The sequence below is a fragment of the Streptomyces sp. NBC_00878 genome, assembly GCF_026341515.1.
Taxonomy (GTDB): Bacteria; Actinomycetota; Actinomycetes; order Streptomycetales; family Streptomycetaceae; genus Streptomyces.
In genome coordinates this window covers 1,458,854-1,474,657 of record NZ_JAPEOK010000001.1, presented here as the reverse complement: position 1 = coordinate 1,474,657, position 15,804 = coordinate 1,458,854, and the positions used below count along the sequence as shown (strand labels likewise).

The 15,804-nt window shown below is 70.0% G+C and carries 12 protein-coding genes; 4 read left to right on the top strand and 8 right to left on the bottom strand.

The window, feature by feature from the left end; translation table 11 throughout:
- Window positions 1-3: 3 nt before the first annotated feature.
- Entirely contained in the window at window positions 4-1,845 is a 1,842-nt protein-coding gene (locus OHA11_RS05920) for a hypothetical protein (RefSeq protein WP_266492675.1), read from the top strand.
- Window positions 1,846-1,935: 90 nt separating this feature from the next.
- Here OHA11_RS05920 and OHA11_RS05915 read toward each other — a convergent pair whose 3' ends face one another.
- A complete protein-coding gene (locus OHA11_RS05915) occupies window positions 1,936-2,601 on the bottom strand; it encodes a TetR/AcrR family transcriptional regulator (protein ID WP_266492672.1) in 666 nt (221 codons plus the stop codon).
- A 363-nt stretch (window positions 2,602-2,964) separates the two neighbouring features.
- On the opposite strand from OHA11_RS05915, the gene OHA11_RS05910 reads away from it, so the two are divergent.
- The gene (locus OHA11_RS05910) at window positions 2,965-4,446 is read left to right on the top strand and encodes an APC family permease (protein ID WP_266492669.1); all 1,482 of its coding nucleotides are present in this window, start codon (window positions 2,965-2,967) and stop codon (window positions 4,444-4,446) included.
- Window positions 4,447-4,457: 11 nt separating this feature from the next.
- Window positions 4,458-5,420, top strand: coding sequence for a hypothetical protein (locus tag OHA11_RS05905; protein WP_266492667.1), 963 nt, complete (start codon window positions 4,458-4,460; stop codon window positions 5,418-5,420).
- Window positions 5,421-5,665: 245 nt separating this feature from the next.
- Here OHA11_RS05905 and OHA11_RS05900 read toward each other — a convergent pair whose 3' ends face one another.
- From OHA11_RS05900 to tkt, 7 genes are read right to left on the bottom strand one after another with little or no spacing between them, the layout of a single operon-like run.
- Complete coding sequence (locus OHA11_RS05900) at window positions 5,666-6,259, bottom strand: histidine phosphatase family protein (protein ID WP_266492666.1); 594 nt, start codon at window positions 6,257-6,259, stop codon at window positions 5,666-5,668.
- A gap of 5 nt (window positions 6,260-6,264) precedes the next feature.
- The gene (gnd, locus tag OHA11_RS05895) at window positions 6,265-7,143 is read right to left on the bottom strand and encodes a phosphogluconate dehydrogenase (NAD(+)-dependent, decarboxylating) (RefSeq protein WP_266506990.1); all 879 of its coding nucleotides are present in this window, start codon (window positions 7,141-7,143) and stop codon (window positions 6,265-6,267) included.
- A gap of 15 nt (window positions 7,144-7,158) precedes the next feature.
- Window positions 7,159-8,808 (bottom strand): glucose-6-phosphate isomerase, encoded by a 1,650-nt coding sequence (gene pgi, locus OHA11_RS05890; protein WP_266506988.1) that lies wholly within the window; start codon window positions 8,806-8,808, stop codon window positions 7,159-7,161.
- 55 nt (window positions 8,809-8,863) lie between these two features.
- The gene (opcA, locus tag OHA11_RS05885; protein ID WP_266492664.1) at window positions 8,864-9,799 is read right to left on the bottom strand and encodes a glucose-6-phosphate dehydrogenase assembly protein OpcA; all 936 of its coding nucleotides are present in this window, start codon (window positions 9,797-9,799) and stop codon (window positions 8,864-8,866) included.
- Window positions 9,796-11,355, bottom strand: coding sequence for a glucose-6-phosphate dehydrogenase (zwf, locus tag OHA11_RS05880; RefSeq protein ID WP_266492662.1), 1,560 nt, complete (start codon window positions 11,353-11,355; stop codon window positions 9,796-9,798). Before zwf ends, opcA begins: the two co-directional genes overlap by 4 nt.
- Complete coding sequence (gene tal, locus OHA11_RS05875; RefSeq protein ID WP_266492661.1) at window positions 11,352-12,494, bottom strand: transaldolase; 1,143 nt, start codon at window positions 12,492-12,494, stop codon at window positions 11,352-11,354. The genes zwf and tal overlap by 4 nt, the downstream gene beginning before the upstream one ends.
- Before the next feature lie 19 nt (window positions 12,495-12,513).
- Window positions 12,514-14,589 carry a transketolase gene (gene tkt, locus OHA11_RS05870; RefSeq protein ID WP_266492660.1) on the bottom strand — a complete coding sequence of 692 codons (2,076 nt, stop codon included), beginning with the start codon at window positions 14,587-14,589 and terminating at the stop codon, window positions 12,514-12,516.
- Between the two features lie 145 nt (window positions 14,590-14,734).
- On the opposite strand from tkt, the gene OHA11_RS05865 reads away from it, so the two are divergent.
- On the top strand, window positions 14,735-15,715 hold the full coding sequence (locus OHA11_RS05865; protein WP_266492658.1) for an AraC family transcriptional regulator: 981 nt from the start codon (window positions 14,735-14,737) through the stop codon (window positions 15,713-15,715).
- Window positions 15,716-15,804 lie beyond the last annotated feature (89 nt).

Genomic DNA, 15,804 nt, shown 5'->3' with positions numbered 1-15,804 from the left:
TTCGTGCATCTTCCCCACCAGCGCGGTAAGTTGCACCACCTCCCCGACGACCCGGCCGCGTACGACGCCGTCCTGGCCGCCGTCACCGAGGCGGCCCTGACCCGCCTGACCCCCGAGGGCAACCTCGAAAACCCGGCCGCCCGCGACGACATCGGCGACACCTCGCTCGGCATCACGTCCCTGCTCGCGCTCGCCTGGCACCGCACCAAGGACCCGCGACTGCCCGAGGCCGTCCGCCGCAGCCTCGCCTTCCACCTGAGCGAGCGCGTCTACACCGACGACAACCCCGGCTACCCGAACCTGACGGTACGCAACTCCGGTCTCCCGTACGCCCGTTACGTACTGGAAGCGGGCGCGCACCCCATCGGCGACTGGCCGAGCACGGTGTGGGCACTGCTCCAAGCCGTGAACACCCTGGACGCGGCGGACGGCCTCGTCGACGATGACCAGTACCGCGAACTCCTGGGCGTCGCGGGCGGTTACTGGCGCTGGCTCACCGAGGCCACCGTCTTCAACCCGCAGGACGCGTCGAACCAGGCCATCGGATGCGTGGTCGGCGGGCTGATGCTCGCCCGCCATCTCCCGCCCGAGGAAGGCGAGTCGGTCCGGCAGCGCGCCCTGGGCCTGTACGCCGACGAGATCCGCGCCCGGCGGGTACGGGACCGGGGCGCGCCCCTGCCTCCCGAGCACGGCGGCGCCTACGACAACAACTACGGCCCGATCTCCCTCTCTTTCCTCGCCCAGGCCCACAAGGCCAGCGGCGAGGAGGTCTTCGCGGAGGACGGCGAGACGCTCGCCCGCTACCTCGACGCGCGGGTCTGCGCGAGCGGCTTCGACATCGGCGGGCCGCGCTACAGCGAGCAGCACTCAGCCTTCGAATCCGTCCTGGGACTGCGGTACTTCGGCCACCGCATCGGCGCCGACATCGGCCGCTACGCCGGTGACACGCGCTGGGCCCGGCACGCGGTAGGAGCCGACGGAGGCGTGGACGGGCACTTCGCGTTCATGCTCGTCTGGCAGATCCAGGACACCACGAGCTGGCACCGCACCCCGAGCACGGCACCCGCCCGCCACCACCTGCGATCCGGCACGGTCACGGTGTCGTTCGACGACCGGATGACGCCCGCGGTGATCGAGGCGGGCGGCACGGCGCTGGTGGCCGCCGCCGTCAACCGGCAGCACGGATTCGGGCCCGTGACCGACGACTTCCTGCTGTGCCGCCCGATGGGCGCGGTGCGGGTGGCGGACGTGCGCGCCGGCGGACTCGCGGCCAAGCTCGTGAGCAAGCCCGTCGTCGGCCGCGACCACGTCCTGCGCCATCTCCAGTCGCTGTACGTCACGGACGGCACGCGCCTGTGGATGACCGTGGTCCTCGAACGGCTCGAAGGGGAGCGGTACTTGCTCGCCGGGATGCCGTATGTCGCCGCGGACGGCGACCGGTTCCGCCGGGTCGGCGACTACGCGCTCGTCGCGTCGGCCGGTGACCTGCGTCTGACGCACCCTCAGGAAGGCAGTGCGGACTCCTTCGACGCGCGCAGTGAACTCACCCAGCAGCAGGCCGCGTTCGCACTGGCCGCCGACCCGCGCGGGTACGGCGACCCGGACGCCGGGTGGCGGCACGTACGGACAACGACCGCGCTGGAGGTCGGGCCCGCACCGGACGCACCGGAGGGGCTCGACGTCTTCGCGGTGCGGTACGGGGAGACGGCCGCCGTGCCGCTCGACCTGGTCTGCGAGCGGGCGGGGGAAGGGCTGGTTCTGCGCACGGACGCCTTCACCGCGGTGCTCGGCGGACCGGACGCCCACGGCGAACCACAGCTCACGCTGGACTCCGCGACCCGCTGAGCCCGTGATGCCGCCATGTGCCCGAGCCCCCGGACGGCCTTCGCCGCCGGGGGCTCAGGCACAAAGCGGCGCTGTGCCCGCGCCGTGCCCTCAGTCCGCCGAGCGGTCCGCCGTCAGATAGGCGATGACCATGTCGCCCAGCATGTTCCGGTAGTGCTCGCGCCGGCCGGGGGCGACCAGGTCACGGCCGAACAGGGTCCCGAAGGTGTGCCGGTTGGCGACCCGGAAGAAGCAGAACGAACTGATCATCGCGTGCAGGTCGACGGCGTCGACATCGGCCGTGAACAGGCCGGACTCCCGCCCCGACGCCAGGATGCGGCGGATCACGTCCAGAGCGGGCGAGCCGATCCTGCCGAGCTTCTCGGAGGCGGCGATGTGCTCGGCCCCGTGGAAGTTCTCGATGGTGACCAGACGGATGAAGTCGGGGTGCGCCTCGTGGTGGTCGAAGGTCAGCTCGGCCAGCCGCCGGATCGCCGCGACCGGGTCCAGGTGCTCCACGTCGAGCCCCTGCTCGGCCTCGCGGATGCCGCCGTACGCCCGCTCCAGTACGGCGGTGAACAGCTGTTCCTTGCCGCCGAAGTAGTAGTAGATCATCCGCTTCGTGGTCCGGGTGCGGGCGGCGATCTCGTCGACCCTGGCCCCGTCGTAGCCGGTCCGGGCGAACTCCTGGGTCGCGACGTCGATGATCTCGGCCCTGGTGCGGGCGGCGTCACGGATCCGCCCGTTCGGTCGTGCCGGCTCTTCGGCGCTGGGCATCGGGTTCCTTCGGGCGAGGGGTGTGTGCCCGGGATTCTAGAAGCAGGCTTCTGTGCACGTTTCCGGGTTCGTGTCCCGTGCTCCGGTGCGTCCGGATTCCCAACTTCCGCCAGGCCGGGCCCGATTGTGCGGAACCGGACCGTGGCCTGCTCTAGCACTGTGGTCGGTGGGACGCAAGGAGGTGGACATTACCCATGAGTTGACATTGAAACCTCAAGAGCCGCCGCTATCATCACTGCACTACGGAGCGACCGTCCGCCGACCACCACCACGGCTGCACGGAATCGTCACACCGCCCACTTACACCTGGCGCGGCCGGGCATGCCCACACGCACTTCGTGCAGGACGGAAAGCAGCGCATCCATGAACAGCAACAGGGGCAGAGGGCTCCAGGCCAACGCCCTCGGTACGTTCGACACGGTCGTGATGGCCGTCGCGGGCAGCGCCCCGGCGTACTCGCTCGCTGCCACCACCGCGGTCCTCGTCGGCGCCGTGGGCCTCGCCAGCCCCGCGGCGCTGCTGTACTGCGCGATACCCATGCTGGGCATCGCGTTGGCCTTCAGCTATCTCAGCCGGATCGACACCAACGCGGGCGCCAGCTACTCCTGGGTCGGCCGCACGCTCCACCCCTTCCTCGGCTTCATCAGCGGCTGGGCGCTGGTCGTCTCGGCCACCATCTTCATGGTCGCCGGATCGCTGCCCGCCGGTGCGCTGACGCTGTCCCTCTTCGACGAGGGGCTCGCGGACAACACGGCGCTGGCCACCCTGGTCGGCGCGGCCTGGTTCCTCGCCATGCTGCTCGTCGTGCTGGGCGGCGCCCGGCTCACCGTCCGCGCGCAGCTGATCATGTCCGGTGTCGAGCTCGCCATCCTGGCCCTCTTCGCCGTCGGGGCCGTGCTCCACACCGACAACGCCCGGCCCTTCGACTGGTCCTGGCTCGGGTTCAGCCACTTCGACGGGGTGAGCGGCTTCGCCTCCGGGGCCCTCATCGCCGCCTTCTACTACTGGGGCTGGGACGTCACCTGCAACCTCAGCGAGGAGACCAAGGACAGCCGCCGCACCACGGGCCTCGCGGGCCTGATCGGCGTGGGCATCGTCTTCCTCCTCTTCGAGGCCTTCACCATCGCGGTGAACGTCATCCTCACCTCGCAGCAGATCCAGGACAACGACGCCAACGTCCTCGCGGTGCTCGGTGAGGAGATCTGGCCGGGCTGGGGCGGCAAACTGCTGATCGTCTCCGTGATGCTGTCCACGATCGCCACGCTGGAGACCACGCTCATCCAGGTCACGCGCTCCCTCTTCGCCATGGGCCGCGACCACACGATGCCCAGCGCCCTGGGCAAGGTCCACCGCACGTGGAACACGCCGTACGTCGCCATCACCGTGGTCGGCACGGTGGCCCTGCTGATGCTCGTGGCGTCCAACGCCCTCGGCAGCGTCGGCGACATCCTGGAGAACGCCATCGCCGCGATCGGCCTCCAGATCGCCGTGTACTACGGCCTGGCGGGTCTGGCGGTGGTCGTCGCGTACCGCAAGATGCTGCTGAAGTCCCCGTCCAACTTCTTCTTCGGCGGGCTGTGGCCGTTCCTCGGCGCCCTGTTCATGTTCTGGATCTTCATCGAGTCACTGGGCGACCTGAGCGACGCCTCGATCGCGATCGGCATCGGCGGCCTGGCCGTCGGAATCGTCCCCATGCTCTGGTACTGGCGGCAGGGCAGCGACTACTACCGGCCGGCGCACCTGGACGCCAGCGACGTCGTCGAGACGGACTACGTCCCCGACGGCTACACCGCCGCGGAGGCGGAACGTTCCCGCGTCCACGAGGGTCTCCCCACCGACTTCTGAGAGGGACCCCGATGGCGCGAGCCCGTTTCACCCCCGAATTCGATCCCGACTGCGGGGACGCGCCCCTCACCTCCGCCAAACAGGACATCGTCATCGGCCGTTGGCAGGGCCTGCGGGAGCTGCTGCGGACCACCGGGCCCGCGTGGCTCGCACGGGGCCACCGGATGCGGCTGCTCGCACAGGCCTGCGCGAGCACCTCGACGGCCGAGTCCTGGCTGGCCGCCGAGCCCCGCAGCGCCGACGCGCTGGTGCTGCGGGCCGCGACCGAGACGGCGCGCGCCTTCAATCTGGCCATCGCCGCGGGCCGGGGCGTTCCCATCGACCAGAACCGCATCGACGGCGCGGTGATGGCCTGCCTCCAGGCCGCCGACGCGTACGTCGACGACCCCACGCCGTGGATCTCGCTCATCGCCGTCGCACGGCTCTATCCCGCCGGGGTGCGCCGCCAGGAACTGGGCCGCTGGTGGGACGCGTTGCACGCGCGCGACCCGTACAGCGTGGAGGGCCACCTCCAGGTGCTGCACTACTACTCCGCCCGCTGGCACGGGACGCACGGCCTGATGTACGACTTCGCGCGGGACGCGGCCGGTGTGGCGCCGCCGGGGTGTGCGCTGCCGGTTCTTGTGCAGGTCGCCCGGGTGGAGGAGTACCGGTACATCCTGGAGGGGGTGAAGGGCCAGCCCGGTGCCCTGACGGGGACCAGCCAGCACTGGAACAACGACGGAGCCGTCAATGACGTACGGCGCACCTGGCAGCGCTGGATCACCGCGCGCCCCGACGTGCCCGTCGTTCCCGGAGAGGTCCACCACCTCAACTACCTGACGCATGCCGCGTGTCTCGCGGAGGTCCAGGACATCACCGCCTCGCTGTTCCGTCTCCTCGGCCGACGTGCGACGCGGACGCCGTGGTCCTACACGGGTGATCCGGAGAGGCAGATCACGAAGTGGCATGGCAACCCGAAGCACCGTGCGTGAGGGGGCCGAGGGGGGTTCGCCCCCGCCGCCCCTGCCCTTCCCGTCCCTTTCTGGGGGCTCCGCTCCCAGGCCCCCGTGTCGCGCTGAACGCGCTCGTCCTCAAACGCCGGACGGGCTGAAGATCAGCCCCTCCGGCGTTTGAGGAGCGGGGGTTCGGGGGCTGGCCCCCGAGTAGTGACGATGGGGGTCCCCCGCTCGAGCGAAGCCGAGAGTGGGGGAGGGTAGGGGCGGCGGGGGCGAGGAAACTACCCAGGCGGACGGCTGTTCCACTCCGTGATCACCGGGCGGCCGTGCTCCGTCGAGAGGCGGCTCACCGTCCCCGTACCGAGCTGGAACAGGCGTCCGTCCGCGGCGGGGAGGCCGAGCCACCGCGCGGTCAGGACACGTAGGAAGTGACCGTGCGCGACAAGCACCACGTCACCGTCCCCGAGCGACTTCTCCGCCCGCCCCAGCACCCGGTCCGCCCGCTCGCCCACGTCCTCCGGCGATTCCCCGGGCTGTCCGTCCGGACCCGGCGGCACCCCGTCATTCCACAGGTACCAGTCAGGCCGCCCGCGGTGGATGTCCACGGTGGTGACGCCCTCGTACGCCCCGTAGTCCCACTCATGCATGTCCGGATCGGACACCGCCCCGGACAGCCCCGCCAGCTCCGCGGTCCGTATCGCACGGCCGAGCGGACTCGTGAGCACGAGCGCGAAGTGCCGCCCGGCGAACAGCGGGACGAGGGACTTGGCCTGTTCCTCGCCACGCGGGGTGAGGGGCAGGTCGGTCCAGCTGGTGTGCTGTCCCGACAGACTCCACTCGGTCTCGCCGTGCCGGACGAGAAGGAGATCGCCCATGACTCCTACTTCGTGGACTCGACGGCGTGACCGCCGAACTGGTTGCGCAGCGCCGCGACCATCTTCATCTGCGGCGAGTCGTCCTGCCGGGACGCGAACCGCGCGAAGAGGGAGGCCGTGATGGCGGGCAGCGGCACGGAGTTGTCGATGGCCGCCTCGACGGTCCACCGGCCTTCGCCGGAGTCCTCCGCGTACCCGCGCAGCTGCCCGAGGTGCTCGTCCTTGTCCAGTGCGTTGACCGCCAGGTCGAGCAGCCAGGAGCGGATGACGGTGCCCTCCTGCCAGGAGCGGAAGACCTCGCGCACATCCGTGACCGAGTCGACGGCTTCGAGGAGCTCCCAGCCCTCGGCGTAGGCCTGCATCATGGCGTACTCGATGCCGTTGTGGACCATCTTCGAGAAGTGGCCCGCGCCCACCTTGCCCGCGTGGACGAATCCGGCGTCGCCCTCCGGCTTGAGCGCGTCGAAGATCGGCTGGACCTTGGCGATGTGCTCGGCGTCGCCGCCGACCATGAGGGCGTAGCCGTTCTGGAGGCCCCAGACGCCGCCCGAGACGCCGGCGTCCACGAAGCCGATGCCCTTGGCCGCCAGCTCCTCGGCGTGCTTCTCGTCGTCCGTCCAGCGGGAGTTGCCGCCGTCGACGACGGTGTCGCCGGGCTCCAACAGCTCCGCGAGCTCGTCGATGACGCCCTGGGTGGGGGCCCCGGCCGGGACCATCACCCAGACCACGCGCGGACCTTCGAGCTTGCCGACGAGTTCGGTCAGGCCGCTGACGTCGGCGAGGTCCGGATTGCGGTCGTAGCCGATCACGGTGTGGCCCGCGCGGCGGATCCGCTCGCGCATGTTGCCGCCCATCTTGCCGAGGCCGATGAGGCCGAGCTGCATCGCAGTCATGTCAGTTCACTTCTTCCGGAGAGTGCGGTACGTGGCCACGAGGGCGGCGGTGGAGGGATCGAGACCGGGGACGTCGGCGCCCTCGGTCAGAGCGGGTTCGACGCGTTTGGCGAGGACCTTGCCGAGCTCGACGCCCCACTGGTCGAAGGAGTCGATGTTCCAGATCGCGCCCTGGACGAACACCTTGTGCTCGTAGAGGGCGATCAGCTGGCCGAGGACGGACGGAGTCAGCTCGGCGGCCAGGATCGTGGTCGTGGGGTGGTTGCCGCGGAAGGTCCGGTGCGGGACCTGCTCCTCGGGCACCCCCTCGGCGCGTACCTCGTCGGCGGTCCTGCCGAACGCGAGGGCCTGGCCCTGGGCGAAGAGGTTCGCCATCAACAGGTCGTGCTGGGCGGCGAGTTCGGCGCCCAGTTCGCCGACCGGGTTGACGAAGCCGATCAGATCGGCCGGGATCGTCTTCGTGCCCTGGTGGAGCAACTGGTAGTACGCGTGCTGGCCGTTGGTGCCCGGCGTGCCCCACACGACCGGGCCGGTCTGCCACTCGACGGGGTGTCCCTCGCGGTCCACGGACTTGCCGTTGGACTCCATGTCGAGCTGCTGCAAGTACGCGGTGAACTTGGACAGGTAGTGCGAGTACGGCAGCACCGCGTGCGACTGGGCGCCGAAGAACTCGCCGTACCAGACCCCCAACAGGCCCAGCAGCAAAGGTGCGTTGGCCTCGGCGGGGGCGGTTCGGAAGTGCTCGTCGACAGTCCTGAAGCCGTCGAGCATCTCCCGGAAGCGGTCCGGGCCGATCGCGATCATCAGCGAGAGGCCGATGGCCGAGTCGTACGAGTACCGGCCGCCGACCCAGTCCCAGAACTCGAACATGTTGGCCGTGTCGATACCGAAGTCCGCGACCTTCTCGACGTTCGTGGACAGTGCGACGAAGTGCCTGGCCACGGCGGCGGAGTCGCCGCCGAGACCGGCGAGCAGCCAGGAGCGCGCCGAGGTCGCGTTGGTGATCGTCTCGATGGTGGTGAAGGTCTTCGAGGCGACGATGAACAGCGTCTCAGCCGGATCCAGGTCCCGCACCGCCTCGTGCAGGTCGGCCCCGTCGACGTTCGAGACGTAACGGACCGTCAGTTCGCGGTCGGTGAAGGCGCGCAGCGCCTCGTACGCCATCGCCGGGCCCAGGTCCGAGCCGCCGATGCCGATGTTGACGACCGTGCGGATGCGCCTGCCGGTGTGGCCGGTCCACTTGCCGGAGCGGACCTGTTCGGCGAAGGCGGCCATCTTGTCGAGCACGGCGTGCACCTTCGGCACGACGTTCTCGCCGTCGACCTCGACGACCGCGTCGCGCGGGGCGCGCAACGCCGTGTGCAGGACCGCCCGTTGCTCCGTGACGTTGATCCGCTCGCCGCGGAACATCGCGTCCCGTAGCCCGAACACGTCGGTGGCGGTGGCGAGTTCCTGGAGCAGCGCGAGAGTCTCGTCGTTGATCAGGTGCTTGGAGTAGTCGATGCGCAGGTCACCGACCCGCACGGTGTAGCGCTCGGCGCGCTCCGGGTCGGCGGCGAACAGTTCGCGCAGCCGCGGATGCAGGAGCGGCCCGGCGCGGTGGTCCTCCAGGGCCGTCCACTCGGGGCGGCGGGTGAGCTTGGGTGTGCCAGGCAGGGCCCCGACTGTGTCAGCCGCAGACCCGGTTTCGACGGGCACGGACCCGGTTGTGTCAGGCACGGCTCTCCTTCCTTCCGGCCTCGTCGCCGCGCAGGGCGATGGCGTACATCTCGTCCGCGTCGAGGCGGCGCAGTTCCTCGGCGATCAGCTCGGAGGTGCTGCGGACCTTCAGCGCGAGGGTGCGCGAGGGCTGGCCCGGCAGCGACAGGGTCGCGAGCGGGCCCTCGGGGCGGTCGATGATGATCTCGCCGCCCTTGGTGCCGAGCCGGACGGCGGTGACGACGGGTCCCGCGGTCACGACGCGCTCGACCGGGACCTGGAGGCGGGCCTCCAGCCAGCGGGCCAGCAGTTCGGCGCTCGGGTTCTCGGCCTCGCTCTCCACGGCGGCCGAGGTGACCTTCGTACGGGACTGGTCCAGGGCGGCCGCGAGCATGGAGCGCCACGGAGTCAGCCGGGTCCAGGCCAGGTCGGTGTCGCCCGGCGCGTACGAGGCGGCGCGTGCCTCCAGGGCCGCGAGCGGCGCCTCGACCGCGTACATGTCGGTGATCCGGCGCTGTGCGAGCGCGCCCAGCGGGTCCTTGGCCGGGACGTCGGGCGCGTCCACCGGCCACCACACGACGACCGGCGCGTCCGGCAGCAGCAGCGGCAGGACCACCGAGTCGGCGTGCTCGGACACGTCGCCGTACATCCGCAGCACGACCGTCTCGCCGGTGCCGGCGTCGGCACCCACGCGGACTTCGGCGTCCAGGTGCGAGTTCGTGCGGTCGCGCGGGGTGCGGGCGTGCCGCTTGATGACGACCAGGGTGCGCGAGGGGTGCTCGTGCGAGGCCTCCTCGGCCGCCTTGATCGCGTCGTACGCGTTCTCCTCGTCCGTCACGATGACCATCGTCAGGACCATGCCCACGGCTGGTGTGCCGATGGCGCGGCGGCCCTCCACGAGAGCCTTGTTGATCTTGCTTGCCGTGGTGTCGGTCAGATCGATCTTCATGGCCTGCGCCAGCTCCGTCCGTCTCGTGCGAGCATCTCGTCGGCTTCCCCGGGACCCCAGCTGCCCGAGGCGTACTGCGCGGGCCTGCCGTTCTTGTCCCAGTACTCCTCGATCGGATCGAGGATCTTCCAGGACTCTTCCACCTCCTGGTGACGGGGGAAGAGATTGGCGTCGCCGAGCAGGACATCCAGGATCAGCCGTTCGTACGCCTCCGGGCTGGACTCCGTGAACGACTCGCCGTAGGCGAAGTCCATGGACACGTCCCGGATCTCCATCGACGTACCCGGCACCTTCGATCCGAAGCGCACCGTCATGCCCTCGTCGGGCTGGACACGGAAGACGATGGCGTTGGCGCCGAGCTCCTCCGTGGCGGTCGAGTCGAACGGGGAGTGCGGGGCCCGCTGGAAGACGACGGCGATCTCGGTGACGCGGCGGCCGAGCCGCTTGCCGGTACGCAGATAGAAGGGGACGCCCGCCCAGCGGCGGTTGTCGACCTCCAGCTTGACGGCCGCGTACGTGTCGGTCTTCGACGCGGGGTCGATGCCCTCCTCTTCGAGGTAGCCGGGCACCTTGGCGCCGCCCTGCCAGCCCTCCGCGTACTGCCCGCGCACGGTGTGCTCGCCCAACTCCTCCGGCAGCCGCACCGACTTGAGGACCTTGAGCTTCTCGGTGAGCAGCGAGTCGGCGTCGAAGGCGATGGGCTCCTCCATCGCGGTCAGCGCCATGAGCTGGAGCAGGTGGTTCTGGATGACGTCACGGGCCGAGCCGATGCCGTCGTAGTACCCGGCCCGGCCGCCGATGCCGATGTCCTCGGCCATGGTGATCTGTACGTGGTCCACGTACGACCGGTTCCAGACGGGCTCGTACATCTGGTTGGCGAAGCGGAGCGCCAGGATGTTCTGGACGGTCTCCTTGCCGAGGTAGTGGTCGATCCGGAAGACCTGCTCCGGGTCGAACACGTCGTGCAGGACCTTGTTCAGCTCACGAGCGCTCTTGAGGTTGTGGCCGAACGGCTTCTCGATCACCGCGCGCCGCCAGGAACCCGCCGGGGCGTCGGCCAGCCCGTGCTTCTTGAGCTGCCTGACGACCTTCGGGAAGAACTTCGGCGGTACGGAGAGGTAGAAGGCGTAGTTGCCGCTGGTGCCCCGGGAAGCGTCCAACTCCTCGACGGCGGAACGCAGTTGCTTGAAGGCCTGGTCGTCGTCGAAGTCGCCGGGGATGAACCGCATGCCCTCGGCGAGCTGCTGCCAGACCTCCTCGCGGAACTCCGTACGCGCGTGCTCGCGCACCGAGTCGTGGACGATCTGTGCGAAGTCCTCGTCCTCCCAGTCGCGCCGCGCGAAGCCGACGAGGGAGAAGCCCGGCGGGAGCAGCCCGCGGTTGGCCAGGTCGTAGACGGCCGGCATCAGCTTCTTGCGGGACAGATCGCCGGTGACGCCGAAGATGACCAGACCGGACGGACCGGCGATCTTCGGCAGACGGCGGTCGCCGGGGTGGCGCAGGGGGTTGTCCCAGTCGGACGCGAGGTCAGGGCCGTCGGTAAGGTTCTCGCTCATTCCCCGTCAACTCCCTTGCGGCTCAGTGAGACGGCGACCGCGGCCAGCAGTTCGCCCCAGGCGGCCTCGAACTTGGCTACGCCCTCGTCCTCCAACTGCCGGACGACCTCGTCGTACGAGATGCCCTGCTGCTCGACGGCCGCCAGGTCGGCGCGGGCCTGGGCATAGCCGCCGGTCACCGTGTCACCGCGGATCTCGCCGTGGTCGGCGGTGGCGTTCAGCGTGGCCTCCGGCATGGTGTTGACCGTGCCGGGCGCGACCAACTCGTCGACGTACAGCGTGTCCTTGTAGGCCGGGTCCTTGACGCCGGTCGAGGCCCACAGCGGACGCTGCTTGTTGGCGCTCGCGCCGAGGGCGGTCCAGCGGTCCGAGGCGAAGACATCCTCGTACGCCTCGTACGCGAGCCGCGCGTTGGCGAGTGCGGACCGGCCCTTCAGCGCGAGGGCCTCGTCCGTGCCGGCCTTCGCCAGCCGCTTGTCGATCTCGCTGTCGACGCGGGAGACGAAGAAGGAGGCGACGGAGTGGATGGCGGAGAGGTCGAGGCCCGCGGCCCGCGCCTTCTCCAGACCGGCCAGGTAGGCGTCCATCACCTCGCGGTAGCGCTCCAGCGAGAAGATCAGCGTGACGTTGACGCTGATCCCGCGGCCGATGACCTCGGTGATCGCGGGGAGGCCGGCCTTCGTCGCAGGGATCTTGATCATCACGTTCGGGCGGTCGACCAGCCAGGCGAGCTGCTTGGCCTCGGCGACGGTCGCCGTCGTGTCGTGGGCGAGGCGCGGGTCGACCTCGATGGAGACCCGGCCGTCCCGGCCGCCGGTCGCGTCGTACACCGGACGCAGGATGTCGGCAGCGGCGCGGACGTCGGCGGTGGTCATCATCCTTACGGCCTCGTCGACCGTCACGCCGCGCGTCGCGAGGTCGGCCAGCTGCTCCTCGTAACCCTCGCCCGAGCCGATCGCGGCCTGGAAGATGGAGGGGTTGGTGGTGACGCCCACCACGTGCCTGGTCTTGATGAGTTCGGCGAGGTTGCCGGACTCGATCCGGTTGCGCGAGAGGTCGTCCAGCCAGATGGAGACGCCTTCGGCGGAGAGGTTCTTGAGGGTGTCCGCGGTTGCGGTTGCTTCGGTCACAGTGATCATCTTCCTTCGTGCGAACGGATCAACCGCGCGCGGCGGCGAGGGATTCCCGGGCGGCGGAGGCCACGTTCTCGGGGGTGAAACCGAACTCGGCGAACAGGGTCTTGGCGTCGGCGGAGGCGCCGAAGTGTTCGAGGGAGACGATGCGTCCGTGGTCACCGACGTACCGGTACCAGGTCAGACCGATGCCCGCCTCGACCGCCACGCGCGCCTTCACGGACGGTGGAAGTACGCTCGCGCGGTACTCCGGCGACTGCTCCTCGAACCACTCGACGGACGGCATCGACACCACGCGCGTGCCGACGCCCTCGGCTTCGAGCCGCTCGCGCGCGGTGACGGCGAGTTGCACTTCTGAGCCGGTGGCGATGAGGACCACGTCCGGGGTCGCGGTGGAGGAGTCGCGCAGGACGTAACCACCCTTCGCCGCCTCGGGGTTGGCCTCGTACGTCGGCACGCCCTGGCGGGTGAGGGCGAGGCCGTGCGGGGCCGGGTTGGTGGCGTGCCGCTTGAGGATCTCGGCCCAGGCGATCGACGTCTCGTTGGCGTCGGCCGGGCGCACGATGTTCAGACCGGGGATGGCACGCAATGAGGCGAGGTGTTCGACCGGCTGGTGGGTGGGGCCGTCCTCGCCGAGGCCGATCGAGTCGTGCGTCCAGACGTACGTCACCGGCAGCTGCATGAGGGCCGACAGGCGGACGGCGTTGCGCATGTAGTCGGAGAAGACGAGGAACGTGCCGCCGTAGATCCGGGTGTTGCCGTGCAGCGCGATGCCGTTCATCTCCGCGGCCATCGAGTGCTCACGGATCCCGAAGTGGACGGTTCGGCCGTACGGGTCGGCCTCCGGCAGCGGATTGCCCTTCGGCAGGAAGGACGACGTCTTGTCGATGGTGGTGTTGTTCGAGCCGGCCAGGTCGGCGGAGCCGCCCCACAGTTCGGGGAGCACACCGCCGAGCGCCTGGAGGACCTTGCCGGACGCGGCACGGGTCGCGACGGAGGTGCCCGCCTCGAACACCGGCAGCGCGGACTCCCAGCCGTCGGGGAGCTGACCGGCCACGATCCGGTCGAAGAGCTTCGCGCGTTCGGGCTGCGCGGTGCGCCACTCGGCCAGCTGCTTGTTCCAGGCGGCGTGCGCCTCGGCGCCCCGGTCGAGGGCCCTCCGGGCGTGGTCCAGGACCTCGTCGGCGACGTCGAAGGTCTTCTCCGGGTCGAAGCCAAGGAGACGCTTGGTGGCCGCGATCTCCTCGGCGCCGAGCGCCGAGCCGTGCGAGGCCTCGGTGTTCTGGGCGTTGGGCGCGGGCCAGGCGATGATCGTGCGCATCGCGATGATCGAGGGGCGCCCGGTCTCGGCCTTGGCGGCGACGAGGGCCTCGTGGAGCGCCTGCGGGTCGATGTCGCCGCCGAGGGCGGGCTCGATCCGCTGCACGTGCCAGCCGTAGGCCTCGTACCGCTTCAGTACGTCCTCGGAGAAGGCGGTCGCGGTGTCGCCCTCGATGGAGATGTGGTTGTCGTCGTAGACGAAGACGAGGTTGCCGAGCTGCTGGTGGCCGGCGAGCGAGGACGCCTCGGCGGAGATGCCCTCCTCCAGGTCGCCGTCGGAGACGATCGCCCAGACGGTGTGGTCGAAGGGGGACTCGCCCTCGGGGGCGTCCGGGTCGAACAGGCCGCGCTCGAAGCGGGCGGCCATCGCCATGCCCACCGCGTTGGCGACGCCCTGGCCGAGCGGGCCGGTGGTCGTCTCGACCCCGGCCGTGTGCCCGTACTCGGGGTGGCCGGGCGTCTTCGAGCCGTGCGTACGGAACGCCTTGAGGTCGTCCAGCTCCAGCTCGTACCCGGAGAGGAAGAGCTGGGTGTAGAGGGTCAGCGAGGTGTGGCCGGGGGAGAGGACGAAGCGGTCACGGCCGGTCCACTCGGGGTCCGCGGGATCGTGTCGCATCACCTTCTGAAAGAGGGTGTACGCGGCCGGGGCCAGGCTCATCGCGGTGCCGGGGTGGCCGTTGCCGACCTTCTGTACGGCGTCCGCCGCCAGCAGACGGGCCGTGTCGACGGCTCGCCGGTCCAGTTCGGTCCACTCAAAGCTGTCAGGTGTCTGCGTACTCATCTTCAAGAAGTCCTCGGTAGAAGCCCGGTACTGCTCGGTTGCGTTCAAACTTAAAAGTCTGACTTTTGCTGGGGAAGGTGCCCCTGTGTCAGCCTTTGGTGAAAGTGGGACAACGCCCGCGGGACCGAGCCGACGCGAGAGGGACATGGCGGACAGAAGCACCCAAGGCGGTGACGGCAGAGGCGGGGACGGCCGTCGCGACGGTGATGGTGGCGGCCGGGATGGTGGCGGCCGCGACGGTGATGGTGGCGACGGGATCAGAACCTTTCCCTTTCCCGTCGATCTGAGCGTCTGCGGCGTCGGTATGCAGGTCGGTCCGATGGAGCCCGGCCGGACCTGGCACGCGGACGGGCCGATCGAGCGCGTCCACCGCATCGACTTCCACGTGGTCATGCTCTTCGGGGACGGCCCGGTACGGCACATGGTCGACTTCACCGAGTACGAGGTCTTGGCCGGTGAGCTGCTGTGGATCCGCCCCGGCCAGGTCCACCGTTTCTCCAGGACGGAGGCCTATCGCGGAACGGTCCTGATCATGCAGCCGGGCTTCCTGCCCCGCGCCACGGTCGAGGCGACGGGCCTCTACCGTTACGACCTGCCGCCCCTGCTGAGGCCCGATGCGGCCCAACTCGCCGGGCTGACGGCCTCGCTCGCCCAACTGGAGCGCGAGTACGTCGACTCGACCACGCTGCCGCTCAGCCTGCACACCTCCGTGCTGCGGCACTCGCTGACCGCGTTCCTGCTGCGCCTCGCGCATCTCGCCGCCGATTCAGCCGACTCCGCCGACGCGGCACGCGACCAGGACCCGGCGGACACCACCTTCACCCGCTTCCGCGAGGCGGTCGAGAAGGGCTTCGCCACCAACCACAGCGTCAGCGCGTACGCCGACGCCCTCGGCTACTCCCGCCGCACCCTCGTCCGGGCGGTCCGCGCCGCGACCGGCGAGACCCCGAAGGGCTTCATCGACAAGCGGGTCGTCCTGGAGGCCAAGCGGCTCCTCGCCCACACGGACATGCCGATAGGTCGCATCGGGGTCTCCGTGGGATTCCCCGACGCGGCCAACTTCACCAAGTTCTTCCATCAGCACACCGGGGTGGCGCCGGTGGCGTTCCGGGCGGAACTGCGCTGAGGAACAAAAGGGTTGGGGAATTTGAGGGCTGAGGACCAAAGGAGGGGGCGGGCCCGGCGGCCCGCCCCCTCCTCCGTGACTCGCTACCT